This is a genomic window from Pseudoxanthomonas sp. (assembly GCF_035999195.1).
GTDB lineage: Bacteria > Pseudomonadota > Gammaproteobacteria > Xanthomonadales > Xanthomonadaceae > Pseudoxanthomonas_A.
The window spans coordinates 484,515-509,404 of sequence record NZ_DASYGY010000007.1; the positions used below are offsets into that span (position 1 = coordinate 484,515).

The 24,890-nt window shown below is 67.7% G+C and carries 22 protein-coding genes; 6 read left to right on the forward strand and 16 right to left on the reverse strand.

Annotated features, from left to right (window positions below; all coding sequences use genetic code 11):
* Window positions 1-169 precede the first annotated feature (169 nt).
* On the reverse strand, window positions 170-1,054 hold the full coding sequence (gene prpB / locus VGN58_RS07060; protein ID WP_327482591.1) for a methylisocitrate lyase: 885 nt from the start codon (window positions 1,052-1,054) through the stop codon (window positions 170-172).
* A 134-nt stretch (window positions 1,055-1,188) separates the two neighbouring features.
* Here prpB and VGN58_RS07065 point away from each other — a divergent pair, with 134 nt between their 5' ends.
* Together VGN58_RS07065 and VGN58_RS07070 are read left to right on the forward strand one after the other, a co-directional pair.
* Window positions 1,189-2,415, forward strand: a complete 1,227-nt coding sequence (locus VGN58_RS07065; RefSeq protein WP_327482592.1) for a citrate synthase family protein — start codon at window positions 1,189-1,191, stop codon at window positions 2,413-2,415.
* Window positions 2,416-2,500: 85 nt separating this feature from the next.
* Window positions 2,501-3,907 (forward strand): M14 family zinc carboxypeptidase, encoded by a 1,407-nt coding sequence (locus VGN58_RS07070; protein WP_327482593.1) that lies wholly within the window; start codon window positions 2,501-2,503, stop codon window positions 3,905-3,907.
* A gap of 1 nt (window position 3,908) precedes the next feature.
* Here the strand turns inward: VGN58_RS07070 and prpE are convergent, their stop codons facing one another.
* The 4 genes from prpE to VGN58_RS07090 form a co-directional block, all read right to left on the reverse strand.
* Window positions 3,909-5,825, reverse strand: coding sequence for a propionate--CoA ligase (gene prpE, locus VGN58_RS07075; protein ID WP_327482628.1), 1,917 nt, complete (start codon window positions 5,823-5,825; stop codon window positions 3,909-3,911).
* Window positions 5,826-5,961: 136 nt separating this feature from the next.
* The gene (locus VGN58_RS07080) at window positions 5,962-6,948 is read right to left on the reverse strand and encodes a malate dehydrogenase (protein WP_327482594.1); all 987 of its coding nucleotides are present in this window, start codon (window positions 6,946-6,948) and stop codon (window positions 5,962-5,964) included.
* A 79-nt stretch (window positions 6,949-7,027) separates the two neighbouring features.
* Window positions 7,028-8,230, reverse strand: a complete 1,203-nt coding sequence (locus VGN58_RS07085; protein WP_327482595.1) for a pyridoxal phosphate-dependent aminotransferase — start codon at window positions 8,228-8,230, stop codon at window positions 7,028-7,030.
* A 225-nt stretch (window positions 8,231-8,455) separates the two neighbouring features.
* Window positions 8,456-8,953 (reverse strand): peptidylprolyl isomerase, encoded by a 498-nt coding sequence (locus VGN58_RS07090; protein ID WP_327482596.1) that lies wholly within the window; start codon window positions 8,951-8,953, stop codon window positions 8,456-8,458.
* Between the two features lie 277 nt (window positions 8,954-9,230).
* Here VGN58_RS07090 and typA point away from each other — a divergent pair, with 277 nt between their 5' ends.
* The 4 genes from typA to VGN58_RS07110 all read left to right on the forward strand — a co-directional run bounded on the left by typA (window position 9,231) and on the right by VGN58_RS07110 (window position 16,826).
* On the forward strand, window positions 9,231-11,060 hold the full coding sequence (gene typA, locus VGN58_RS07095) for a translational GTPase TypA (protein ID WP_327482597.1): 1,830 nt from the start codon (window positions 9,231-9,233) through the stop codon (window positions 11,058-11,060).
* A 16-nt stretch (window positions 11,061-11,076) separates the two neighbouring features.
* A complete protein-coding gene (locus VGN58_RS07100) occupies window positions 11,077-11,547 on the forward strand; it encodes a DUF2127 domain-containing protein (protein ID WP_327482598.1) in 471 nt (156 codons plus the stop codon).
* Window positions 11,548-11,613: 66 nt separating this feature from the next.
* Complete coding sequence (locus VGN58_RS07105; protein ID WP_414710767.1) at window positions 11,614-13,197, forward strand: amidase; 1,584 nt, start codon at window positions 11,614-11,616, stop codon at window positions 13,195-13,197.
* A gap of 110 nt (window positions 13,198-13,307) precedes the next feature.
* Entirely contained in the window at window positions 13,308-16,826 is a 3,519-nt protein-coding gene (locus VGN58_RS07110) for a bifunctional diguanylate cyclase/phosphodiesterase (RefSeq protein ID WP_327482600.1), read from the forward strand.
* A 6-nt stretch (window positions 16,827-16,832) separates the two neighbouring features.
* Here the strand turns inward: VGN58_RS07110 and VGN58_RS07115 are convergent, their stop codons facing one another.
* The 11 genes from VGN58_RS07115 to rpsE form a co-directional block, all read right to left on the reverse strand.
* Window positions 16,833-18,227 (reverse strand): class II 3-deoxy-7-phosphoheptulonate synthase, encoded by a 1,395-nt coding sequence (locus VGN58_RS07115; RefSeq protein WP_327482601.1) that lies wholly within the window; start codon window positions 18,225-18,227, stop codon window positions 16,833-16,835.
* A gap of 51 nt (window positions 18,228-18,278) precedes the next feature.
* On the reverse strand, window positions 18,279-18,794 hold the full coding sequence (locus VGN58_RS07120) for a disulfide bond formation protein B (protein ID WP_327482602.1): 516 nt from the start codon (window positions 18,792-18,794) through the stop codon (window positions 18,279-18,281).
* A 151-nt stretch (window positions 18,795-18,945) separates the two neighbouring features.
* Complete coding sequence (gene rplQ / locus VGN58_RS07125) at window positions 18,946-19,320, reverse strand: 50S ribosomal protein L17 (protein ID WP_271250408.1); 375 nt, start codon at window positions 19,318-19,320, stop codon at window positions 18,946-18,948.
* Between the two features lie 193 nt (window positions 19,321-19,513).
* The gene (locus tag VGN58_RS07130) at window positions 19,514-20,512 is read right to left on the reverse strand and encodes a DNA-directed RNA polymerase subunit alpha (RefSeq protein ID WP_055941311.1); all 999 of its coding nucleotides are present in this window, start codon (window positions 20,510-20,512) and stop codon (window positions 19,514-19,516) included.
* Between the two features lie 50 nt (window positions 20,513-20,562).
* Window positions 20,563-21,192 (reverse strand): 30S ribosomal protein S4, encoded by a 630-nt coding sequence (gene rpsD / locus VGN58_RS07135; RefSeq protein WP_055941309.1) that lies wholly within the window; start codon window positions 21,190-21,192, stop codon window positions 20,563-20,565.
* Window positions 21,193-21,206: 14 nt separating this feature from the next.
* Window positions 21,207-21,599 carry a 30S ribosomal protein S11 gene (gene rpsK / locus VGN58_RS07140; RefSeq protein WP_055941307.1) on the reverse strand — a complete coding sequence of 131 codons (393 nt, stop codon included), beginning with the start codon at window positions 21,597-21,599 and terminating at the stop codon, window positions 21,207-21,209.
* Between the two features lie 12 nt (window positions 21,600-21,611).
* Window positions 21,612-21,968: a 30S ribosomal protein S13 gene (gene rpsM / locus VGN58_RS07145; protein WP_055943298.1), complete on the reverse strand. Its 357-nt coding sequence runs from the start codon at window positions 21,966-21,968 to the stop codon at window positions 21,612-21,614.
* A gap of 343 nt (window positions 21,969-22,311) precedes the next feature.
* Window positions 22,312-23,673 carry a preprotein translocase subunit SecY gene (secY, locus tag VGN58_RS07150; protein WP_277726983.1) on the reverse strand — a complete coding sequence of 454 codons (1,362 nt, stop codon included), beginning with the start codon at window positions 23,671-23,673 and terminating at the stop codon, window positions 22,312-22,314.
* Window positions 23,674-23,680: 7 nt separating this feature from the next.
* Window positions 23,681-24,124, reverse strand: a complete 444-nt coding sequence (rplO, locus tag VGN58_RS07155; protein WP_082563251.1) for a 50S ribosomal protein L15 — start codon at window positions 24,122-24,124, stop codon at window positions 23,681-23,683.
* A complete protein-coding gene (gene rpmD, locus VGN58_RS07160) occupies window positions 24,124-24,315 on the reverse strand; it encodes a 50S ribosomal protein L30 (protein ID WP_055941302.1) in 192 nt (63 codons plus the stop codon). Before rpmD ends, rplO begins: the two co-directional genes overlap by 1 nt.
* The gene (gene rpsE / locus VGN58_RS07165) at window positions 24,308-24,850 is read right to left on the reverse strand and encodes a 30S ribosomal protein S5 (protein WP_267793386.1); all 543 of its coding nucleotides are present in this window, start codon (window positions 24,848-24,850) and stop codon (window positions 24,308-24,310) included. Before rpsE ends, rpmD begins: the two co-directional genes overlap by 8 nt.
* Window positions 24,851-24,890: the final 40 nt, after the last annotated feature.

Consider the following 24,890-nt stretch of genomic DNA (forward strand, 5'->3'; position numbering starts at 1 on the left):
TCATCTAGATTTGGAGCCCCTCTCCCTGTGGGAGAGGGGTGGGGGTGAGGGTTCGGCGGAGTCCACGAGGCAAGAACCCTCCGGACTTCGCCGTACCCTCATCCGGCGCTTCGCGCCACCTTCTCTCCCACGGGGACTTCCTGCGGTCGCCGGCGGGAGAAGGGCCGGGCTACTTCTTTGCGGAAAACAGGGCATCGAGCTTCTGCTCGAAAGCGTGGTAGCCGATGCGGTCGTACAGCTCCTCGCGCGTCTGCATGGTGTCCACGACGTTCTTCTGGTGGCCGTCGCGGCGGATGGCCTGGTACACGTTCTCGGCGGCCTTGTTCATCGCGCGGAACGCCGACAGTGGATACAGCTGGATCGCCACGCCGACCGAGGCCAGTTCGTCGCGGGTGAACAGCGGCGTCTTGCCGAACTCGGTGATGTTGGCCAGTACCGGCACCTTCACCGCATCGACGAAACGCTGATACGTGGGCAGGTCGTAGGCGGCCTCGGCGAAGATGCCGTCGGCACCGGCCTCGACGCAGGCGATCGCGCGCTCGATGGCGGCGTCCACGCCTTCGACCTGGATGGCGTCGGTGCGCGCGATCAGGAAGAAGTCCGGATCGGTCTTCGCATCGGCGGCGGCCTTGACGCGGTCGACCATCTCGCCCGCCGACACGATCTCCTTGCCGGGACGATGGCCGCAACGCTTGGCGCCCACCTGGTCCTCGATGTGGCACGCGGCGGCGCCGGCCTTGATCAGCGACTTCACCGTGCGCTCGATGTTGAACGCGCTGGGGCCGAAGCCGGTATCGATGTCGACCATCAGCGGCAGGTCGCAGACGTCGGTGATGCGGCGCACGTCGATCAGCACGTCTTCGAGCGTGTTGATGCCCAGGTCGGGCAGGCCGAGCGAACCTGCGGCGACGCCGCCTCCGGACAGATAGATCGCCCGGTAGCCGGCGCGCTTGGCGAGCAGGGCGTGGTTGGCGTTGATCGCGCCGATCACCTGCAGCGGCGATTCGGCGGCGAGGGCGGCGCGGAAGGCGGCGCCTGCGGAAGCGGAAGCCATGGAAACTCCTGTCGATCTGGCGGCCACGACATCGGTCGCCGGAGGTGCGTGAAGGGTACGCCCCTCTTCGGGTCGCAAATCTGGCACCATCGCCGAGGTTGATCAATCTTGATCGAACGGATCAATGTGTCCCCATGGCCGCCTCCACCGATCTGCTGACCGCCCGCGAGACCTGCCACATGCTCGGCATCAGCCAGGCCACGCTGTACGCGTACGTGAGCCGGGGGCTGCTGGAATCGCGGCCCGGCAAGGACCATCGCAGCCGGCTGTATCTGCGGCAGGACGTCGAGCGGCTGGCGCAGCGCAAGCAGGTGGGCCGTGGCGCTGCACGCGGCGCGGCGCAGAGCCTGGACCGTGGCCTGCCGGTGCTGGAGACGCGGATCTCGCTGATCCGTCCCGACGGCCCCTACTACCGTGGCCGCTCCGCGATCGCGATGGTGCGCGAGGGCGCGACGCTGGAAGACGTGGCGCGCCAACTGTGGGACAGCGGTCGCGATGATCCCTTCGCGACACCGGCCTTGCCGCAATGGCCTGCGGTGGTCGCGCCGCTCGCCGGCAATGCATCGCTGCCGCCGCTGGAACGCGCGATGGCCGCCATCCCGCTGCTGGCGCTGGACGTATTGCACTCCTTCAGCTCGGCGCCCCGCGTGCGCCACGAGATCGCCGCCGGCCTGCTGCGCCACAACGCGGCGCTGCTGGTGGCACAAGCGCCCACCGATGCGCCTGTGCATCGCGTGCTCGCCGAAGCGTGGCACCCCGGCGACGACAGCTTCGCCGACCTGGTACGCGCGGCCCTGGTCGTGTGCGCGGACCACGAACTCAACGTGTCCGCCTTCGCCGCGCGCGTGGTGGCGTCCACCGGCGCGCATCTGCACGCGACGGTCTGCACCGGCCTGGCAGCGCTCTCGGGTCCGCGTCATGGCGGCGCCACCGCGCGCGCCTATGCCCTCATCGCCGATGCGCTGCAGGCCCGATCGCCCCGCGCCTTCATCGCGCAGCGCTGGCAGCGCGGCGACGACCTGCCCGGCTTCGGCCACGCGCTGTATCCGCAGGGCGATCCGCGTGGCGCGGAACTGCTGGCGCGCGCACGCGACCGCCACGCGGGCACGCGCGAGATGGCCGCACTGGAAACGCTGATCGTCGCCACCGAAGAGATCAGCGGCCTGCGGCCAAACATCGACTTCATGCTCGCCGCGATCTGCCATCTCAACCGCCTGCCCGCGACGCCGGCGCTGGTGATGTTCGCTGCCGGCCGTCTGGCCGGCTGGCTGGCACACGCGCTGGAACAGCAGGCACAGGGACGGCTGATCCGGCCCCGCGCGCGCTATACCGGCATCACGCCGCCGGCTGCATCGGCATGACGGAGAAGCGCTGCGTCCGCAGGCGGATTTGACATCGACCGCGCATGCACCGACCCTGCGGAGGCCCGCTTCTTCCGCTGCCGCGATGCGCCCTGTCCTTGCCCTGTGCCTGCTGTTGACGATGATGACCCCCACCACCATCGCCCGGAACGCCGACATGCCAGACGCCGACGCGACGGTGCCGGCGTCGGCACCGATCCCACCGCCTCCCGCCTGGCTTGCCGACCTCGACACGCTCTACGACACGCAACTGCGCGTCGCGGGACTGGAGGACCGCACGTTCGACGCGGAGCACTGGTGGTCTGTCGCCACGCCGCTGCTGGAGCGGCGCCACGGATTCCGCGTCGAGGAGATCGGCCGCAGCGTGGAAGACCGTCCGCTGCGCCACGTGCGCTGGGGCAACGGCAAGACCTCCGTGCTGCTGTGGTCGCAGATGCACGGCGACGAAAGCACCGCCTCGATGGCACTGGCCGACCTGTTCCGCTTCCTCGGCGGACACCCGGATCATCCGCTGGTGAAGCAGCTGCGGGCGAACACCACGCTGCACGTCTTCCCCATCGTCAATCCCGACGGCGCCGCGCGCTTCCAGCGCCGCAACGCACAGGGCATCGACCTCAACCGCGATGCGCGCATGCTGGCCACGCCGGAAGCGCGCACGCTGAAGGCGCTGTTCGACCGCGTGAAGCCGGTGTACGGCTTCAACCTGCACGACCAGCGCGTAGGCTACCGCGCCGGCGACTCCGACCGCGGCACCGCCATCGCCCTGCTGTCGCCGCCGTACAACCATGCCGCCGACATCAACGACGTGCGCACGCGCGCCATCGAAGTCGCGGGCGTGATCCGTACCGCGCTGGAACCGTATCTCGCCGGCCACATCGCGCGCTGGGACGAAACCTTCGACCCGCGCGCCTTCGGCGACCTGACCACGCAGTGGGGCGCCAGCACCGTGCTGATCGAGGCCGGCGGGATCGAGGGCGACGTGCAGAAGCAGCGCCTGCGCAAACTCTATTTCCTAGGCCTGATGGCGGCGCTGGACAGCATCGCCACCGGCAGCCATACGGGCGTGTCGCCGGCGCTGTACCGCGAGTTGCCGGAAAACGGCGACGTGTGGCCGGACCTGCTGGTGCGTGGCGGCACGGTGTCCGTGCCGGGCCGGCCGCCGATGAAGGCCGACCTGCTGGTCAACTTCCGCAATCCACTGGCGGAGACCGACGGCGCCATCGCCGACATCGGCGACCTCGGCACGAAGAAGGCACGACGCGGCATCGATGCGCGCGGACTGTTCATCGTGCCCATCGCCGGCCATGACGGCGAACGCACGGTCATCGAGGCGAACGACGACGGCGACAACGACGCACCTGTCTCGCCATTGCCGCTCACGCCGGGCGCGAGCGCGCGCTTCGTGCTGAGCCGCGACCCGCAGGGCCGCGACGTGGTGTGGACGCTGGACGGCAGCGTCGACCCGGCGATGCCGTCGCCGCCGGCGCGCTGACTCAGCTGCCGACGTCGGGGCCGCGCTGCAGCGCGCGCTTCACTTCCTCCAGCGCGTTGGGGTCGTCCAGCGTGGAGAGATCCCCCGGATCCGCGCCCTGCGCCAGCGCCTGCAGCGAACGCCGCAGCAGCTTGCCCGAGCGGGTTTTCGGCAGCGCATTGACGATGTAGACGCGCGCCGGCCGCGCCACGGCGCCGAGGCTCTGCTCCACCGTGCGCCGCATGCCGTCGGCCGCCTGCATGCGCGCCTGCGGCTCGTCGGTCGCCTGGCGCAACGTGGCGAACACCACGGGCACCTGCCCTTTCAGCTCGTCGGCGACGCCGATGACGGCCGCCTCCGCGACCGCGGAGAAACCGGACACGGATTCCTCGATCTCGCGCGTACCCAGACGATGGCCCGCCACGTTGATGACGTCGTCGGTCCGGCCGAGGATGAAGGTGTAGCCGTCCTCGTCGCGGATCGCCCAGTCCAGCGAGCTGTACAGCAGTTCCTTGAAATGGCTGAAGTAGCTGGAGAGGAAGCGCGCGTCGTCGTTCCAGATCGTCGTCATGCAACCCGGTGGCAGCGGTGGCTGCATCACCAGCACGCCCTTCTGGCCGGGTCCGACCTCCTCGCCGGTGCTCTCGTCGATCACCTTCATCCGGTAACCGAGGTTCGGAAAGCCGGGCGAGCCGAAGCGGACCGGCTTCATGTCCAGGCCGGGCAGCAGCGTCAGCGCCGGCCAGCCGGTCTCGGTCTGCCAGTAGTTGTCGATCACCGGTTTGCCGATCGCATCGGTGATCCAGTGCGCCGTCGGTTCGTCCAGCGGCTCGCCGGCGAGGAACAGGTATTTCAGCTCGGACAGGTCGTGGCGCTTGATGAAGTCGATGTCGTGCTTCTTCAGCACACGCACCGCCGTCGGCGAGGAGAACATCGTGCGCACGCCGTACTGTTCGCAGAGCGCCCACCAGATGCCGGCGTCCGGGTTGATCGGCAGACCTTCGTAGAGCACCGAGGTGGCGCCGACGATCAGCGGGCCGTACACGTTGTAGGAATGCCCCACTGCCCAGCCGACATCGGAAGTGGAGAACATCACCTGTCCCGGCCCCACGTCGAACACGGTGCGCATCGACAGCGCCATCGCCACCGCATAGCCGCCGACATCGCGCTGCACGCCTTTCGGCTTGCCGGTGGTGCCGGAGGTGTAGAGCAGGTAGCTGGGCTCGTTCGATTCCAGCCACTCCACCGGCACGTCGGCCTCACCGACGGCGGCGCGCAGCGTGGCGTAGTCCTCGTCGCGGCCCGCCACCTTCGGCTCGGCCGGATCCAGGCCGCGCGAGACGATCAGCACCTTCGGCGGTGGTGTGGCCGCTTCCGCGCAGGCCTCGTCGACCAGCGGCTTGTATGGAATGACCTTGCCGCCACGGCTGCCGGCATCGGCGGCGATCAGCAGTTTCGGCTTCGCATCATCGATGCGCAGCGCCAGGTTGTGCGCGGCGAAGCCGCCGAACACCACCGAATGCACCGCACCGATGCGAGCGCACGCCAGCATCGCGAACACAGCCTCGGCCATGTTGGGCATGTAAATGACGACGCGGTCGCCGCGACCGACATCGAGTCGCCTGAGCACGGCCGCGAACGCGTTGACCTCGCGATGCAGCTCGCGGTAGGTCAGTTCGCGGGTGACGTCGGTTTCGGTCGACACCGCCACCAGCGCCAACTGGTCCCCGCGCTCGGCGAGATGGCGATCCACCGCGTTGTAGCAGAGATTGGTCTGCCCGCCGACGAACCAGCGGCGGAACGGCGGGTTGGAATAGTCCAGCACCTGCTGCGGCGGCACATGCCAGTGGATCGCCCTCGCCTCCTCGCCCCAGAAGGCCTCTGGCTGCTCGATCGAGCGCCGGTAGACGTCTTCGTATGCCATGCGATGCTCCCGGATGCGATGCGTGCGCGCAGCATAGTCCCGCGCTGCGGCGGCCACCTTCCTACCTTGGTCGCATGGGACATTCCGTCGCACCCAAAAGAAAAACGCCGGGCATGAGCCCGGCGCTTTCCGTGTCGGTTGCAGCCTGCGATCAACCCAGCAGGTGCGCCACGCCGCTGCGCTCTTCTTCCAGCTCGGCCAGCGTCTTGTCGATGGCCTTCTGGCTGAAGGCGTCGACCGGCAGGTCCTTCACCATCGTGTACTCGCCGTTCTCGGTAGTGACGGCGAAGCCGAACATCACGCCTTCCGGGATGCCGTAGCTGCCGTCAGACGGGATGCCCATCGTCACCCACTTGCCATTGCTTCCCAGCACCCAGTCGCGCACGTGGTCGATGGCGGCGTTGGCCGCCGAAGCGGCCGAGGACAGGCCGCGCGCTTCGATGATCGCGGCGCCGCGCTTGCCGACCTTCGGGATGAACTCGTTCGCGTTCCAGTCGGCGTCGTTGATCTTGTCCTTCAGCGACTGGCCGTTGACGGTGGCGAAGCGGTAGTCCGGGTACATGGTCGGGCTGTGGTTGCCCCACACGACCAGCTTCTCGATGTCGCCCACGGCCACGCCGGCCTTGCTGGCCAACTGCGACAGCGCACGGTTGTGGTCCAGGCGCAGCATGGCGGTGAAGTTCTTCGCCGGCAGGTCCGGGGCCGACTTCATCGCGATGTAGGCGTTGGTGTTGGCCGGGTTGCCGACCACCAGCACCTTGACGTTGCGGCTGGCGACCTTGTTCAGCGCGGCACCCTGGGCGGTGAAGATCTTGGCGTTCTCCAGCAGCAGGTCCTTGCGCTCCATGCCCGGGCCGCGCGGACGCGCGCCGACCAGCAGGGCGACGTCGGCGTCCTTGAACGCGACTTCCGGATCGTCGGTGCCGACCACGCCGGCCAGCAGCGGGAACGCGCAGTCTTCCAGCTCCATGATCACGCCCTGCAGCGCGGCCTGGGCCTTTTCCAGCGGCAGCTCGAGCAGCTGCAGGATGACCGGCTGGTCCTTGCCCAGCATTTCGCCGGAGGCGATGCGGAACAGCAGCGCGTAGCCGATCTGGCCAGCAGCGCCGGTGACGGCAACACGGACGGGGGTTTTCATGGTGCGGATCCTCGGGGGTTCGTAGGGTGGGCCTCGGCCCACCGCGTGGGGACTGCGTGGGCGGTGGCCCACAGGGCGGTTACGTCAGTTCGGCAAAGAATTCCTGGAAACGTTGCAGCCCCGGCGCCAGCTGCGGCGTCGGGCAGGTGTAGCTGATGCGCAGCGCGCGCGGCTCGCCGAACGCCGAGCCCGGCACGCAGGCCACGCCCTTGGCGTCGAGCAGCGCGTTGCAGAAATCGACATCGTTGCCGATCTTCGCGCCGTTGTGCGATTTGCCGAACGCGCAGCTGATGTCCGGGAACACGTAGAACGCGCCCTGCGGACGCGGGCAGATCACGCCGGGAATCGCTTCCATGGCCGCCAGCACCTGGTCGCGCTTGGCCTGGAACTCGGCGTTTTTCGCGGCCGGCACGTCCTGCGGACCGGTCAGCGCGGCGATGGCCGCAGCAGTGACGACTTCCGGCACGTTGGTGATGTGGTTGGAGTTCATCGTGGTCAGCGCTTTCGCGACCACCTCGGGACCGGCCATGAAGCCCACGCGCCAGCCCGGCATGCCGTAAGTCTTGGACAGCGAATCGACGAACACCGTGCGATCGCGCAGTTCCGGACGCGCCTGCACGAAGTTGGTGTACGCCAGCCCGTCGAACAGCATGCGGTTGTAGATGTCGTCGGTGATGATCCAGGTGTCCGGATACTTCACCAGGACGTCGGCCAGCGCGGCGACTTCGTCGCGCGTGTAGACCATGCCCGTCGGGTTGGACGGATTGTTGAACAGGAACACCTTGGGCCTGTGCGTCGCCAGCGCCTCGTCCAGCTGCGGCGGCGTCAGCTTGTAGTCCTGGCTGGCCGGGCACGGCAGCGGCACGGCCTTGGCGTTGACGATGTCGGCGATGTCGGCGTACGTGGTCCAGTACGGCGACGGATAGACGATAGTGTCGCCCTCGTCCAGCAGCGACTCGGCCAGGTTGTAGAGGATGTGCTTGGCGCCGATGCCGGTGGACACGTTGGCGCGCGTGTAGCCGGTCAGGCCCAGCAACTCGATGTGCTGCAGGAACGCGTCCAGCAGCGCATCGGTGCCGCGGTTGCTGCCGTACTGGCCGGAGTCCTTCGCCAACGCGTCGCGCGCGGCCTGGTAGACATGGTCGCCAGGAAGGAAATTGGGGACGCCGATCGAAAAGCTGATGATGTCGCGGCCTTCGGCCTTCAGCTGCCTGGCCTTTTCGGCCACCGCCATGATGGCACTGGGCTTGGCGCGACCGATGCGCCGGGCAAGCAGGGGCATTGCACAACCTCGCGTGGAAAGGTCAGGGAGCGTCGCCGCCGTCTTTTTTGCGGCGCAAAATGGTATCACGACACCCCGCCACGACCGACCCGCCCATGGTCTGGTTCCGCCGGATCGGCGACACCGCTCACCGGTCGTCGATGCCGCCGTCCCGGTCGTCGCTATGGTCGAAACGCAGACCTTTCACCGGAGGAAGGGCCGGTCGGTGACCGGCCCTCCATGGCATCACGCCGACAGGACGCGATTCCACTCCGCCACACGGTCGGCCTTGGCCGCCAGCACGGCATCGGCGTCACCGCTGATGGTCACCTTGGTGATCAGGTCGCCCTGCTTCACCGCGTCGACCACGTCCAGGCCTTCGGTGACCTTGCCGAACACGGTGTGCTTGCCGTCCAGCCACGGGGTGGGCACGTGGGTGATGAAGAACTGGCTGCCGTTGGTGCTGGGGCCGGCGTTGGCCATCGACAGCACGCCGCGCTCATGGCGCACGCCGTTGGTGGTCTCGTCCTCGAAGCGGTAGCCCGGGCCACCGCGGCCGGAGCCTTCCGGGCAGCCGCCCTGGATCATGAAGTCCGGGATCACGCGGTGGAAGTTCAGGCCGTCGTAGAAGCCACGCTTGGCCAGGTTGACGAAGTTGGCCACGGTCAGCGGGGCCTTGTCGGGGTACAGCTCGATCGTGATCGGGCCGCGCGAGGTGTCGAACGTGGCGGTCAGCTGGCTCATCGGGTGGTTCTCCAGGGGTAGAAAGGGGCGGGCCGCGGGGATCGCCGAGGAAGGCAGGCGCCCGTTCAGGCGCCATCCGCATCCCAGATCACGGCGATCCGGGACGATTTCAAGGGCGCGCCTTGCCGGTTGGCGGCATCCATTGTTGCGTTGTCCGGAAAATCAGGTGCTTAGCACGCCGTAGCCGGCTATAATACGCCGCCTTCTTTCCTCCCCGTCCTCGCGCCCTGCCCCTTCGAAGGGGGTATCCGGGTGCGTTTTTCCGATCCCAGAATCCATGTCCATCGAAAACCTCCGCAATATCGCGATCGTCGCGCACGTCGACCACGGCAAGACCACCCTCGTCGACCAGCTGCTGAAGCAGTCCGGCACCCTCTCCGAGCGCACCGTGCTGGCCGAGCGCGTGATGGACAGCAACGACCAGGAAAAGGAACGTGGCATCACGATCCTGGCCAAGAACACCGCCATCACCTGGAACGGCAACCGCATCAACATCGTCGACACCCCCGGCCACGCCGACTTCGGTGGCGAGGTCGAGCGCGTGCTGTCGATGGTCGACACCGTGCTGATCCTGGTCGACGCGATGGACGGCCCGATGCCGCAGACGCGCTTCGTCACCCAGAAGGCCTTCGCGATGGGCTTCAAGCCGATCGTGGTGATCAACAAGGTCGACCGCCCCGGCTCGCGTCCGGAGTGGGTCGTGGAGCAGGTGTGGGACCTGTTCGACCGCCTGGGCGCCACGCCCGAGCAGATGGATTTCCCGATCGTCTACGCCTCGGCGCTGAACGGCTACGCCGGCCTGGAAGACACCGTCCGCGGCGGCGACATGACCCCGCTGTACGAAGCGATCATGAAGCACGCGCCGAAGCCGGAAGTCGATCCGGACGGCGCCTTCCAGATGCGCATCAGCCAGCTGGACTACAACAACTTCGTCGGCGTCATCGGCATCGGCCGCATCCAGCGCGGCACGCTGAAGAAGAACATGCCCGTCGCCGTCATCGACCGCGAAGGCAAGAAGCGCCAGGGCAAGGTGCTGCAGGTGCTGGGCTTCCTGGGCCTGGAGCGCATCGAGCAGGACAGCGCCGAGGCCGGCGACATCGTCGCCATCTCGGGCATCCAGGACCTGACCATCTCCGACACCGTCTGCGCGCTGGACACGCCCGAAGCGCTGCCGGCGCTGACCGTCGACGAGCCGACCATCTCGATGACCTTCCAGGTCAACAACTCGCCGTTCGCCGGCCACAAGGACCTGTCGGGCGGCAAGTTCCTGACCAGCCGCCAGCTGAAGGAGCGCCTGGAGCGCGAGACCGTGCACAACGTGGCGCTGAAGGTCGAGCAGCTGGAAGACGCCGACAAGTTCCTGGTCTCCGGCCGCGGCGAACTGCACCTGTCGGTGCTGATCGAGAACATGCGCCGCGAGGGCTACGAGCTGGCCGTGTCGCGCCCGGAAGTGATCATCAAGGAGATCGACGGCCAGCTGATGGAGCCGATCGAGCAGCTCGTCGTGGACGTGGAAGAGACCCACCAGGGCGGCGTGATGGAGAAGCTGGGCATCCGCAAGGGCCAGCTGAAGAACATGGAGCCCGACGGCAAGGGCCGCGTGCGCCTGGATTACATGATCCCGGCGCGTGGCCTGATCGGTTTCCAGAACGAATTCAAGACGCTGACGCAGGGCTCGGGCCTGCTGTTCCACGTGTTCGACCACTACGGTCCGAAGGAACAGGGCGCCATCGCCAAGCGCCTGAACGGCGTGATGATCGCCAATGCGCCGGGCGCCACGCCGGCCTACTCGCTGGGCCCGCTGCAGGAGCGCGGCAAGCTGTTCGCCGCCGAAGGCGACAACGTGTACGAAGGCCAGCTGATCGGCATCCACTCCAAGGACAACGACCTGACCGTCAACGCGATCAAGACCAAGCCGCTGACCAACATGCGCGCGTCGGGCAAGGACGACGCGATCCAGCTGACGCCGGCCATCAAGTTCTCGCTGGAGCAGGCGCTGGACTTCATCGACGACGACGAACTGGTCGAGATCACGCCGAAGGAAATCCGCCTGCGCAAGAAGCTGCTGACCGAGAGCGACCGCAAGCGCGCTTCGCGCGCGGCCTGATCGCGGCGCCTGCGGCTTGGAGACATCCGCGTACGACCCGGATCCCGGGGCGCACCCGGGCCTGCATGCCATCGCCCTGTTCGAGGGCGCCAAGGGCGTGCTGGCCCTGGCCTTCGCCGGCGGCCTGCTGGCGTTGGGCCCCGACCGCCTGCGCGAAACCGTGCAGGCGATCGTCACCCGCTTCATTCCCGACGCCGGCCCCGGCGTGATCAGCCAGTGGATGGCGCGCATCAATCCCGAATCGGTCCATGTGGCGGTGCTGATCATCGCCGTCTACGCCGGCATGCGCCTGCTCGAAGCCTGGGGCCTGTGGCGCGCCCGCGCCTGGGCCTCGTGGCTGGGCTGCCTCGGTTCGGCCGCCTACCTGCCGCTGGACCTCTATGCGCTGTACCACCATCCCGGCTGGCATACCTGGGCGCTGCTGATCGTCAACCTGGTGATCGTGTGGGTGTTGTGGCGGGACATCCGGCGTCGCCGCACGATTTGACGCGCGGGCCGGCGCCTGCGTAGCCTGCGGCGATCCCGTGAAGGTGCCCGCATGCGTCGATTCCTGCTGCCGCTCGGCCTGATGCTCGCCCTGGTGGCCTGCCAGCCGGCGAACCCGCCGGCTGCAAGGGTGCCCGCCCCCACCGATTTCACCTATGCCGAGCTCGACATCGCCGACCTGCAGGCGCGCATGCAGTCGGGCGAACTGGACAGCCGCCGCCTGACGCAGGCCTATCTGGATCGCATCGCCGCCGTCGACAGGGCCGGGCCGCAGCTCAATGCCATCATCGAACTCAACCCGGACGCGCTGAAGGAAGCCGCGCTGCGCGACGTCGAACGGCGCGCCAACACCGTGCGCGGGCCGCTGCACGGCATTCCGGTGCTGCTCAAGGACAACATCGACGCGGTGCCGATGGCCACCTCCGCCGGCTCACTGGCGCTGAAGGATTTCCGGCCCGGCCAAGACGCATTCCTCGTGCGGCGCCTGCGCGAGGCCGGCGCGGTGATCCTGGGCAAGACCAACCTGAGCGAATGGGCCAACTTCCGTTCCACCCACTCCACGTCGGGCTGGAGCGGACGCGGCGGGCAGACCCGCAATCCCTACGCGCTGGACCGCAATCCCTGCGGGTCGAGCTCGGGCAGTGCCGTCGCGGTGTCGGCCAACCTCGCCGCCGTCAGCGTAGGCACCGAAACCGACGGCAGCATCCTCTGTCCTGCCGCGATCAACGGCGTGGTGGGGCTGAAGCCGACGGTCGGGCTGGTGAGCCGGCAAGGCATCCTGCCGATCTCGCACAGCCAAGACACCGCCGGCCCGATGGCCCGCAGCGTGTCGGATGCGGCGCTGCTGCTGGCCGCACTGGCCGGACGCGACACCGCGGACGCGGCCACCACCCAGGCGACCTGGAACACGACGCTCGACTACAGCGCGCGCCTGAAGCCCGGCGCGCTGCAGGGCGCCCGCATCGGGGTACTGCGCAGCAAGGCGGCGATCCATCCCGACGCGGCCGCCGCGATGGAAGGCGCGATCCAGGTAATGCGCGAAGCCGGCGCGATCGTCGTCGATGCGGAGATTCCCACCGACGGCCAATGGAACGCGGACGAGATGCAGCTGCTGCTGTACGAGTTCAAGCACGGCCTGGAGCGTTACCTGGCCGAGCGCAGGGCCCCGCTGACCACCCTGACCCAGCTGATCGGCTACAACGAGCGCTACCGCGTGTCGGAAATGCCGTTCTTCGGCCAGGAACTGTTCGAACAGGCCAACGCCAAGGGCGGCCTGGGCGAGGCGGAGTACATCGCCGCACGCAGTCGCGCCCGCCGGCTCGCGGGTCCGGAAGGCATCGATGCCGCCCTCAAGGCGCAGCGACTGGTGGCCCTGATCGCGCCGACCACCGGCCCGGCCTGGCTGACCGACCACAAGGCCGGCGACCACTTTCCGGGCGCCGGCTACAGCGCGGCCGCGGTGGCCGGCTATCCGAGCCTGACCGTCCCGATGGGCCACAGCGACGGCCTGCCGCTGGGCCTGACCTTCATGGGCCCGGCGTGGAGCGAGGCCACGTTGATCGCGCTGGGCTACGACTACGAGCAACGCACGCGTGCGCGCAAGCCGCCCGAATACTGGCCGACACTGCCGGTGCGCACGCCGCGCGGCTGAGCCCCGGCCGGGGCCGCCGGAAATGTGAGCCATCACGCGCCAGAGAATGCTTGCAGCGCCTGCAGGTTCGTGGCGTCATAACCGCCAACCAGCAGGCGGGGAATGCACGCGTGGAGTCAGGCGCGGACCGGGCAGCGGAACTGCGGACGTTCAGTGGATCCGGATCCACGGCCCGCCGGCGGCAGCGCAATCTGAATTCGCTGGCCTGGGGTGTGCTGGTGATCGCCTGCCTGCTGTCGTTGTGGTCGGGCGCGACCGCCTGGCAGCAGGCCCGCGAACACGCGCGCGCGCAGTTCCAGGCGCGGACCGACGCGGTGGCGACGGCGGTCACCACGCACATGAACGCCTATGAGGACACCGTGCGCGCCGCGGCCGCCGTGCTGGAGGGCTACGAGAGCATCGAGCAGGACAGCTTCCGCACCTTCGCCGAGAAGCTGCAGGTCACACGGCGGCGCGCCGGCGTGCACGGCATCGGGTTCGCCCGCCGCGTGGACCTGGCGCAGCGCGATGCCTACCTGGCCGCGCAGCGCGCGCACCACGGCGACGCGTTCGCGATCCATCCGGCCGGCGACCGCGACGAGTACGTCGTGCTCGACCTGCTGTATCCCGACACTCCCGGCATGCGCCCGCTGCTCGGCAAGGACATGCTCGCCGAACCGGTGCGGCGGCGCGCCGTCGAGACGGCACGGGACAGCGGCGAGCTGGCGGCGGCATCGCTGGTCGCGCTGGGTGATAGCTCCCGCGGCATTCCGGGCATTCCCGGCTTCCTGCTTTACGCGCCGGTGTATGCCGATCCGGTGGCGGCGCGCGATGGCCAGGAGGCGCGGCGAAGCCTCCTGCGCGGCTTCGCCACCGCCGGCTTCGGCTGGAAGCGCGTGATGGAAGAGGCCATCGGCCACGGCAACGACGGCGAATTCGATCTCCAACTGCTCGCGGCCGATCACGGCGACACGCCGATCTTCCAGACAACGGCACTCACGCGCCGCTACGGCGACGGCTGGCAACCGGCCTTCACCGAGCAACGCGCGCTGCAGCTGCTGGGAAGCGAATGGCGACTGGTCCTGCGATCGCCGCCGCTGCACGAAGCGATGCCCGGGCTGGCGTCCATCGCGCTGCTGACGCTGTGCGGCATCGGGCTGGGCCTGCTGCTGTTCCTGCTGTTGCACAACCTGGCGCGCACGGAGCGCCGCAGCCGGGCCCTGCTCGATGCCGTGGCCGATCACCTGCCGGCACTGATCGCCTACATCGACGCCGACGGCCGCTACGGCTTCGCCAACCGCGCATGCCGTACTTGGTCGGGCTCACCGGAGGAATGGAGCGACCGGCAGGTGGACGATGTGCATGCGGACGCGCCGGAGTTCCTGGCGTCGCTGAAGCGCGCGATGCGCGACTGCACCCCGGACCACTGGACCGCCTGGGACGCCGAGCTGGGACGACCGGCGCGCCCCGTGCACCTTTACCTGGTGCCGGACATCGAGTCCGGCAGGAAGATCGCCGGCTGGTACCTGATGGGCAACGACGTCAGCGAGCAACGCCAGGCCCACCGTGAACTGGCGATGGCGCGCGACCATCTCAAGCGCGTCACCGACCGCCTGCCCGCGCTGATCGCGCAGTTCGACGTGCAGCATCGTCTGGTCTTCCACAACCGTGCGTTCGCCGAACTGGTGCGCTGGCGAACGCCCCCGGTGGCCGGCATCCCGATGCGCGAGCTCTTCGGCGAACAGGCCTACCTCCGCCACCTGCCCCACATCGAGACGGCGCTCGCCGGGCGCGAAGGCGAGCTCGAGAGCAGCCTCGCCACCGCCGATGGCACGCGGCGGATGCACAGCTTCTACACGCCCGATACCGACGACACCGGCACGGTCTGCGGCTTCTTCGTCATGTCCATCGACATCACCGAGAAGGCCCGGCTGGAACATGCCCTGCACGATGCCAACGAACTGGCCGAAGTCACGCTCACCTCGATCAGCGAAGCGGTGATCACCGTGGACGGCGAGAGCCGCGTGACCTACATGAATCCAACCGCAGAGGCACTCTGCGGCTGGAGCCTGGAGCAGGCGCTGGGCAAGCCGCTGGACCAGGTCGCCCCGCTGGTGCGCTCTGAAACGCCGCACGCCGACGACGCGCTGCAGCCGATCGTGCAGCCGGGCGACCTGCAACTGGTGCGCCGGGACAACAGCCGCATGCTGGTCGAACGCTCGTTGTCCGCCATCCACGACCGCGACGAGCGCATGGTCGGCACGGTGATGGTGCTGCGCGACATCACCGAATCCCGCGCCCTCAGTTCGCGCATGACGTATCTCGCCCACCACGACGTGCTGACCGGGCTGCCCAACCGCCTGCAGCTCAACGAGCGCCTGGGCCAGGCCATCACCCATGCGACCAACCACGGCAACGGCATCGCGGTGCTGTTCCTGGACCTCGACCTCTTCAAGCACGTCAACGACGCCCTCGGCCACCATACCGGCGACGAGCTGCTGCAGCAGGTGGCGCGCCGCATCCAGCGCAACATCGGCAACCTCGGCACGGTGTACCGCACCGGTGGCGACGAGTTCGTGGTGCTGCTGCCCAACGTGCTGGCGCGCGACAGCGTGCTGCAGATCGCCGATCGCCTGCTGGCCCTGGCAGGCACGCCGTACACGGTGGCATCGCACGAACTGCACCAGGCCTTCAGCATCGGCATCAGCCTGTTCCCGGAAGACGGCTACGATGCCGCCACGCTCATGATGCGCGCCGATGCGGCCATGTACCTGGCCAAGCGCAACGGCCGCAACGCCACCCGCTTCTACACGCGCGAACTCGCCTCCAGCGTGGATGCGCGCATCGAACTGGAGAACAGCCTGCGCCGCAGCCTGCGCAACGGCGACCTGTCGCTGCACTACCAGCCACAGGTCGACCGCGCCAGCGGCCGCATCGTGGGCGTCGAGGGACTGGCGCGCTGGCAGCGCGGCGACCGGCTGATGATGCCCGGCGAGTTCCTGCCGATCGCCGAAGAGACCAACCTCATCGTCGACATCGACCACTGGGCGATCCGCGCGGCATGCCGGCAGAACCGGATCTGGCAGCAGGCAGGCCTGCCGCCCATCCGCGTCTCGGTCAACATCGCCGCGGCGAATTTCGACACCAACGAACTGGTGGACACCGTGGTGGACGCGCTGCAGGACAGCGGGCTGGCCGCCGAATTCCTCGAGCTGGAGGTCACCGAGACCACGCTGATGCGGGACGTGCAACGCACCGACCGCACGCTGCGCGCATTGAAGGCGCTGGGCGTCCGCATCGCCATCGACGACTTCGGCACCGGGTTTTCCAGCCTCAGCTACCTGGGCAACTACGGATTCAACGTGCTGAAGATCGACCAGTCGTTCGTCCGCGACGTGGCAGAACCCAATCAGGCCGCCATCACGCGCGCGATCATCGGCCTGGCGGCTCAATTGCAGTGCCGGACGATCGCCGAGGGCGTGGAGACCCGCGAGCAGGCGGCGTGGCTGGCCGCCAACGGCTGCGACGAACTCCAGGGCAACTATTTCAGCGAGCCGTTGCCCGCCGCCGAATTCGCCAGGCTCTACGCCCGCGGCAGGACCTGGGAGATCCCGCAGCCGGCCGCCGACGCCGGCAGCGCGGCGTCCTAGCACGGATCAGCGCGACGCGGGCGCGGCCACCTGGTTCTGCTTGCGGACGATGCTCATCGCGATCTCCAGCGACTGCTCGTAGTTGAGCCGCGGATCGACCGTGGACCGGTAGGCACGCTTCAGGTCCGCGTCGGTCAGTTCGCGCGCGCCGCCGGTGCACTCGGTGACGTCCTCGCCGGTCAGCTCCAGGTGTACGCCGCCCAGTCGCGTGCCGGCGGCGGCATGCAGGTCGAACGACTGCTCGACCTCGCTGCGCACGTTGTCGAAGCGGCGCGTCTTGAACCCGTTGCTCGTGCTTTCGGTGTTGCCGTGCATCGGATCGCAGACCCACAGCACGCGCCGGCCGTCGCGGCGCACCGCATCCAGCAGGGGCGGCAGCCTCTCCGCGATCTGGGTCGCGCCCATGCGATGGATGAAGGTCAGGCGGCCGGCTTCGTCTTCCGGATTCAGCACGTCGATCAGGCGCAGCAGCTGGTCCGGCGTGACCGACGGCCCCACCTTGATGGCGATGGGATTGCGCACGCCGCGCAGGTATTCCACGTGCGCGCCATCGACGGCGGCGGTGCGCATGCCGATCCACGGATAGTGCGTGCTGAGGTTGAACCAGCCCCACTGCCGCGGTACCTCGCGGGTCAGCGCTTCCTCGTAGGGCAGCAGCAGCGCTTCGTGCGAGGTGTAGAAGTCGATCCGGTTGAGGTTGTGCACCTCCGAACCCGACAACGTCTCCATGAACCTCACCGCATCGCCGATGGAGGCGACCATCTGCTGGTACTCGTCGGCCAGCGGCGAATAGCCGACCCAGTTGAGGTTCCAGTATTCGGGATGGTGCAGGTCGGCGAAGCCGCCATCGATCAGCGCCCGCACGAAGTTCATCGTCATGGCCGAACGCGCGTGCGCCTTGATCATGCGGCGCGGGTCGGGCACGCGTGCTTCGGCGGTGAACTCGGGCGCATTGACCACATCGCCGCGGTAGCTGGGCAGCGACACGCCATCGCGGGTTTCGGTATCCGCTGAGCGGGGCTTGGCGTACTGGCCCGCGAAGCGGCCGACGCGCACGACCGGCAGGCGCAGCCCGTGCACCAGCACCAGGCTCATCTGCAGCAGCACCTTCAACCGATTGGAGATCAGCCCGGACTCGCAGTCGCTGAAGTTCTCCGCGCAGTCGCCGCCCTGCAGCAGGAAGCGCTTGCCTTCCTGCGCCTCGGCCAACTGCTTCTTCAGCGAGAAGATCTCCCACGAGGTCACCAGCGGCGGCAACTGGCGCAGTTCGGCCAGCGCAGCCTCGAGCGCCCCCGCATCCGGATAGGTGGGCATCTGCATCGCCGGGCGCTGGCGCCAGCTGTCCGGCGCCCAGTTCGGCGGCAGGGTGACGGCGCGCAAGTTGCGGTCGGACGGATTCATGGGGGACTCCTGCGGGCCCACCATCGTGCCAGATGGATGCGCCGCGTCAAATCAGCGGAAAGTCGAGGTCCTGCGGGCGCGGAAGCCGATCCAGAGCGCCCAGACCGCCAGCAGCACGAACCAGACCAGGCTCCACATCGGCATGGTCAGGCCGAGGAAACTCCAGTCAATCGTGCTGCAGTCGCCCTTCGCGGTCAGCACCTTCTGCACCACGCCCAGCCAGGTGTTGTTCTCGATCATGTAGTCCCAGCCGGGACCGCAGCTCGGCATCAGCGGCGGATAGAGCTGCACCCACACGTGCCTGCCGGCGATGCCGATACCGGTCGCGGCGCCGAGGAACGCCAGCACCCCATAGACCTTGCGGCCTGCGGGCCGGCGCGGTCCATGCAGCGCGCCGAGCAGGAACAGCACACCGGTGGCGGCGAACGCCAGCCGCTGGAAGATGCAGAACGGGCACGGTTCCAACTGGCCCACGAACTGCACGTACAACGCATAGCCCAGCAGGCCTGCGCAGATCGCGAAACCCAGCAGGCACTGCGCGCGGAAACTCCAGCGAAGAGGATTCATCGGCACCGGCGGAATGAGGTCGTGCCCGCATTATCCATGCGTGGGACGCCGGACGTAACCCGTGGCGGCTTGCCGCCCCCGACGCCGGAGGGCCGGCAAACAAAAACCCCGGCGTCGGCCGGGGTTTCTGGTGTGCTGCGGGAGGCGGGGCTTACTCGGCCGCCGCTTCCGGACGGTCGACCAGCTCGACGTACGCCATCGGCGCATTGTCGCCGGCACGGAAGCCGCACTTCAGGATGCGCAGGTAGCCACCCGGACGCGACTGGTAACGCGGACCCAGGGTGGTGAACAGCGTGCCGACGGCTTCCTTGTCGCGCAGGCGCGAGAAGGCGAGGCGGCGGTTGGCGACGCCATCGACCTTGCCGAGGGTGATCAGCGGCTCGGCGACGCGGCGCAGTTCCTTGGCCTTCGGCAGGGTGGTCTTGATCAGGCCGTGCTTGATGAGCGAGGCGGCCATGTTGCGGAACATCGCTTCGCGATGGGCGCTGGTGCGGTTGAACTTGCGACCGGCTTTCTGGTGGCGCATGGGTGTGGTTCCTGGTGAATGGTTGGTCGTTGGATTTCGCTGTCGCCTTCCAGGCGGTGCAACAATGGACTGCGGGTGGTCCGAACCGGCCGTCCCTGACCGGATAACCGCGGACCTTCAGGTCCGTCGGCATGGGTAACGCGTTTGAAGCAGAGGAACTCCCGCGCGGACGCGGGAGTTCCGTGTCGCATCATCAGCCGAGCATGCCGTGCTGGGCGACACCGGCCGGCGGCCAGTTCTCCAGCTTCATGCCCAGGGACAGGCCGCGCTGCGCCAGGACTTCCTTGATCTCGGTCAGCGACTTCTTGCCGAGGTTCGGGGTCTTGAGCAGTTCGACTTCCGTCTTCTGGATCAGGTCGCCGATGTAGTAGATGCTCTCGGCCTTCAGGCAGTTGGCCGAACGCACGGTCAGCTCCAGGTCGTCGATCGGGCGCAGCAGCACCGGATCCACGCCGCTGGCGGCCTGCTTCGGCGCGCCGCGGTCGCGGTGCGTGAAGTCACCGAACACCGACAGCTGGTCGCTGAGGATGTCGGCGGCGGTGCGCACGGCTTCCTCGGCATCGATCGTGCCGTTGGTCTCGATGTCCAGGACCAGCTTGTCCAGGTCGGTGCGCTGCTCGACGCGCGCGGCTTCCACCGCGTACGCGACGCGACGGACCGGCGAGAACGAGGCGTCCAGCACCAGGCGGCCGATCACGCGGGTTTCCTCGTCGGGACGACGGCGGGCAGCAGCCGGCTGGTAGCCGAAACCACGCTCGATCTTCAGGCGCATGTTCAGCGCCGTGTCCTTGGTCAGGTTGCAGATGACCAGTTCCGGGTTGAGGATTTCGACGTTGTGGTCGGTCTTGATGTCGCCGGCGGTCACCACGCCCGGGCCCTGCTTGGCCAGGCTCAGCGTGGAGGAGTCGCCGCTGTGGATGCGGATGGCCACATCCTTCAGGTTCAACAGCACTTCCAGCACGTCTTCCTGCATGCCTTCGATGGTGCTGTATTCGTGCAGCACGCCATCGATCTCGACTTCGGTGATCGCGAAGCCGGGGATCGACGACAGCAGCACGCGGCGCAACGCATTGCCGAGCGTATGGCCGTAACCACGCTCCAGCGGTTCGATGACCACTTTCGCGCGATTGCCGGTCAGGCGCTCGATCTGCGGGCCGCGGGGGCGCAGCACTTGCTGAGTAATACCCGTCATGTTGCTTTGTCTCCTGCGGTCCCCCGGTCGCCCGGGGGTGCGTGAATGAATTACTTCGAGTACAACTCGACGATCAGCGCTTCGTTGATGTCGGCGGGCAGGTCCGAACGCGCCGGAACTGCCTTGAACACGCCGCTGAACTTCTTGGCGTCGACTTCGACCCACGACGGGTTGAGGTCGAGCTGCTCGGCGACCGTCAGCGACTCCTGCACGCGGAGCTGCTTCTGGGCCTTCTCCGACAGCGCGATCGCGTCACCGGCCTTGACCTGGTAGGACGGCAGGTTGACCGGCTTGCCGTTGACCAGCACGCCACGGTGCGAGACCAGCTGGCGGGCGGCCGGACGGGTCACGGCGAAACCCATGCGGTAGATGACGTTGTCGAGACGGGTTTCCAGCAGCTGCAGCAGGTTCTCGCCGGTGTTGCCCTTCTTGGTCGAGGCCTTCTTGTAGTAGTTGCGGAACTGGCGCTCCAGCAGACCGTAGATACGCTTGACCTTCTGCTTCTCGCGCAGCTGGGTGGCGTAGTCGGACAGCTTGCCCTTGCGGGCGGTGGCGCCGTGCTGGCCGGGCTTCTGCTCCAGCTTGCACTTGGAGTCCAGCGCGCGGGCCGGGCTCTTGAGCGACAGGTCGGCGCCTTCACGGCGCGCGAGCTTACAGGTAGGACCGATATAACGAGCCATTTCTTATCGCCCCCTTAGACGCGACGCTTTTTCGGCGGACGGCACCCGTTGTGCGGGATCGGCGTCACGTCGATGATGTTGGTGATCTTGTAGCCCACGTTGTTCAACGAACGCACGGCCGACTCGCGACCCGGACCCGGGCCCTTGATGCGGACTTCCAGCGACTTCACGCCGTAGTCCAGGGCTGCACGGCCGGCCTTTTCGGCAGCGACCTGCGCCGCGAACGGCGTGGACTTGCGGGAACCGCGGAAACCGGCACCACCGGAGGTCGCCCACGAGAGCGCGTTGCCCTGGCGGTCGGTGATGGTGACGATGGTGTTGTTGAAAGAAGCGTGGACGTGGGCGACGCCGTCGGTGATGACGCGCTTGATCTTCTTCTTGACTTTGGCAGCTGCTGGCTTGGCCATGATGGTCGCCCCTTACTTCTTGATGGCTTTGCGCGGACCCTTGCGGGTGCGGGCATTGGTGCGGGTGCGCTGGCCACGCAGCGGCAGGCCGCGACGATGGCGCAGACCGCGGTAGCAACCCAGGTCCATCAGGCGCTTGATCGCGATGCCGACTTCACGGCGCAGGTCGCCCTCGACCACGTACTTGCCGACTTCGGCGCGCAGGCGCTCGACTTCCGGCTCCGACAGGTCGCGGATCTTGGTGGTCGAGGCGACGCCGGCGGCTTCGCAGACCTTCTTGGAACGGGTACGGCCAATGCCGTAGATGCTTTGCAAACCGACCCAGACATGCTTCTGGGCAGGCAGGTTGACACCTGCAATACGCGCCATGACGCGGCTCTCCAACTGTGAGTATTGGCCCGTGTACGGTCATCCCGGGCGGGATTCGCGCAGACAGGCGGAGTGAACTGGAAATTCTAGCAAGATCCGGTGTTTACGGGAAGCCCGTGCCGGCAGAGCCGACTTCGGACCGGCATGGGGAGTGTGCCCATGCTCCGGCGCCGGAACCTGCCTGGTGCCAAGCCGGGGTTTCCCCCCTGCCCTGCCCCGCCCGCGCTACTCTGGCGCAGGGACTGGCCGGTTCTCACCCCCGCACCGGATCGCTGCGGGGGCCGCCCATCTAAGTCAGCCGGCCCTGAAGGCCGGACTGGTGCGGGAAGCCCGCGATTATACCTCAGCCACGGGGGGCAAGACCGCCCCGCGAACCGCCCTTCAGATTCGCCTTCTTCAACAGGCTCTCGTACTGGTGGGACATCAGATGCGCCTGGATCTGCGCGATGAAGTCCATCACCACCACCACCACGATCAGCAGCGAGGTGCCGCCGAAGTAGAACGAGGTGCCCAGCTGGGTGCGCATCACTTCCGGCAACAGGCAGACCGCAACCAGGTACATCGAGCCGATCGCGGTCAGTCGCGTCAGCACGCCGTCGACGTAGTCGGCGGTGGCCTTGCCGGGACGGATGCCCGGGATCAGCGCACCGGACTTCTTCAGGTTCTCAGCGGTTTCCTGCGAGTTGAACACCAGCGCCGTGTAGAAGAACGCGAAGCCGATGATCATCGCAGCGAACACGATCATGTGCAGCGGCTCACCCGGCGCCAGCGCATTGGAGATGCGCTGCAGCCACGTGGTCGCGCCGCTGTTCTGGCCGGACCACATCGCCAGCGTGGCCGGGAAGGCCAGGATGCTGGAGGCGAAGATCGGCGGAATGACGCCGGCCATGTTGAGCTTGAGCGGCAGGAACGACGTCTGGTTCATGTACGCGTTGCGACCGCCCTGGCGGCGTGCGTAGTTCACCGTGATCCGTCGCTGCCCGCGTTCCACGAACACCACCAGGAACGTGAAGCCCAGCACCACCACCGCGATCACCAGCAGCGAGATGAAGCTCAGCGTACCGTCGCGGAAGGCACCGACGGTCTGGATGACCGCGCCCGGCAGGCCCGCCACGATGCCCGCGAAGATGATCAGCGAGACGCCGTTGCCGATGCCGCGCTCGGTGACCTGCTCGCCGATCCACATCAGGAAGATGGTACCGGCGGTCAGCGCCACCACCGCGGTCAGCACGAAGCCCATGCCCGGGGCGTACACCACCGGCATGCCGCCCGGCGCGACCTGGTTCTGCAGCGCGGTCGCGATGCTGCCGCCCTGCACGATCGCCAGCAGCACGGCGCCGATGCGCGAGTACTGGGTGATCTTGCGGCGACCGGACTCGCCTTCCTTCTGCAGCGCCTTCAGGCTGGGGAAGATGTGCACGCCCAACTGCATCACGATCGAGGCCGAGATGTAGGGCATGACGTTCAGCGCGAAGATGCTGAAACGGTGCAGGGCGCCGCCCGAGAACATGTTGAACATGTCCACGATGCCGCCGCCCTGCGCCTGCATCATCGCAAGCATGGCATCGGGATTGACGCCCGGGACCGGGATGAAGCAGCCGATCCGGTAGACGATCAGCGCACCCAGCACGAACAGCAGGCGCTGGCGGAGTTCGGTGAACTTGCCTGCGCCTGCCAGCGCACCGGCGGCATTACCCTGCGCCATGCGTCCGTTACTCCTGCACGCTGCCGCCGGCAGCCTCGATGGCGGCCTTGGCACCGGCCGTGGCGGCCACGCCCTTCAGCACGAACTTCTTGGTCAGCTCGCCCTTCTTGACGATCTTGGCGCGCTTGGCGGTGCTGGGCACCAGCTTGGCGGCACGCAGCGCGGCGAAGTCTATCTCGCCGGCTTCCAGCTTCTCCAGCTGGTACGACAGCACTTCGGCGCAATCCAGCTTGAGCTTGGAGCGGAAACCGACCTTCGGCAGACGCTTGATCAGCGGCATCTGGCCGCCTTCGAACTTCGCCTTGATCTTGCCCTTGCCGGCGCGCGCGAACGAACCCTTGTGGCCGCGACCGGCGGTCTTGCCCAGGCCGGAACCGATACCGCGACCGACGCGGGTGCGTTCGGTACGGGCGCCGTCGGCGGGCTTCAGTGTGTTGAGACGCATGTTGATTACTCCTCGACCTTGACGAGGTAGTGGACCTTGGCGATCAGACCGCGCACCTGCGGGCTGTCCTTCAGTTCACGCACATCGTTGAGCTTGTTCAGGCCCAGCGCCTTCACCGACAGGCGGTGGCGCGACTGGGAACCACGCAGGCCGCGCACCAGGCGCACCTTGACGGTCTTGTTGGACTCGTTAGCCATTGAGGAGTTCCTCCACCTTCTTGCCGCGCTTGGCCGCGATGCGCGAGGGCGACTGCATGTCGCTCAGGCCCTTCAGCGTGGCGCGTACCAGGTTGATCGGGTTGCGCGAGCCGACGGCCTTGGCCAGCACGTTCTTCACGCCGACCGCTTCCAGCACGGCACGCATGGCGCCGCCGGCGATCACGCCGGTACCTTCCGAGGCCGGCTGCATGAACACGCGCGCCGCGCCGTGGCCGGCCTTCACCGGGTGCCACAACGTACCGTTGTTCAGGTCGACGTTGAGCATGCCCTTGCGGGCGTATTCCATCGACTTCTGGATGGCGACCGGCACTTCGCGGGCCTTGCCGTAGCCGAAACCGATCTTGCCGTTGCCGTCGCCCACCACCGTCAGTGCGGTGAAGGTGAACTGGCGGCCGCCCTTGACGGTCTTGCTGACGCGGTTGACCGCGACCAGCTTCTCGATCATGCCATCGTCGACTTTCTCTTCGCGGTTGCGGTCGCGATCGCGGCCCCGCGGCTGACGTTCTTCTGCCATTGCTTGGATTCCTTGATTGATGAGGTATGTACGGCTTGGC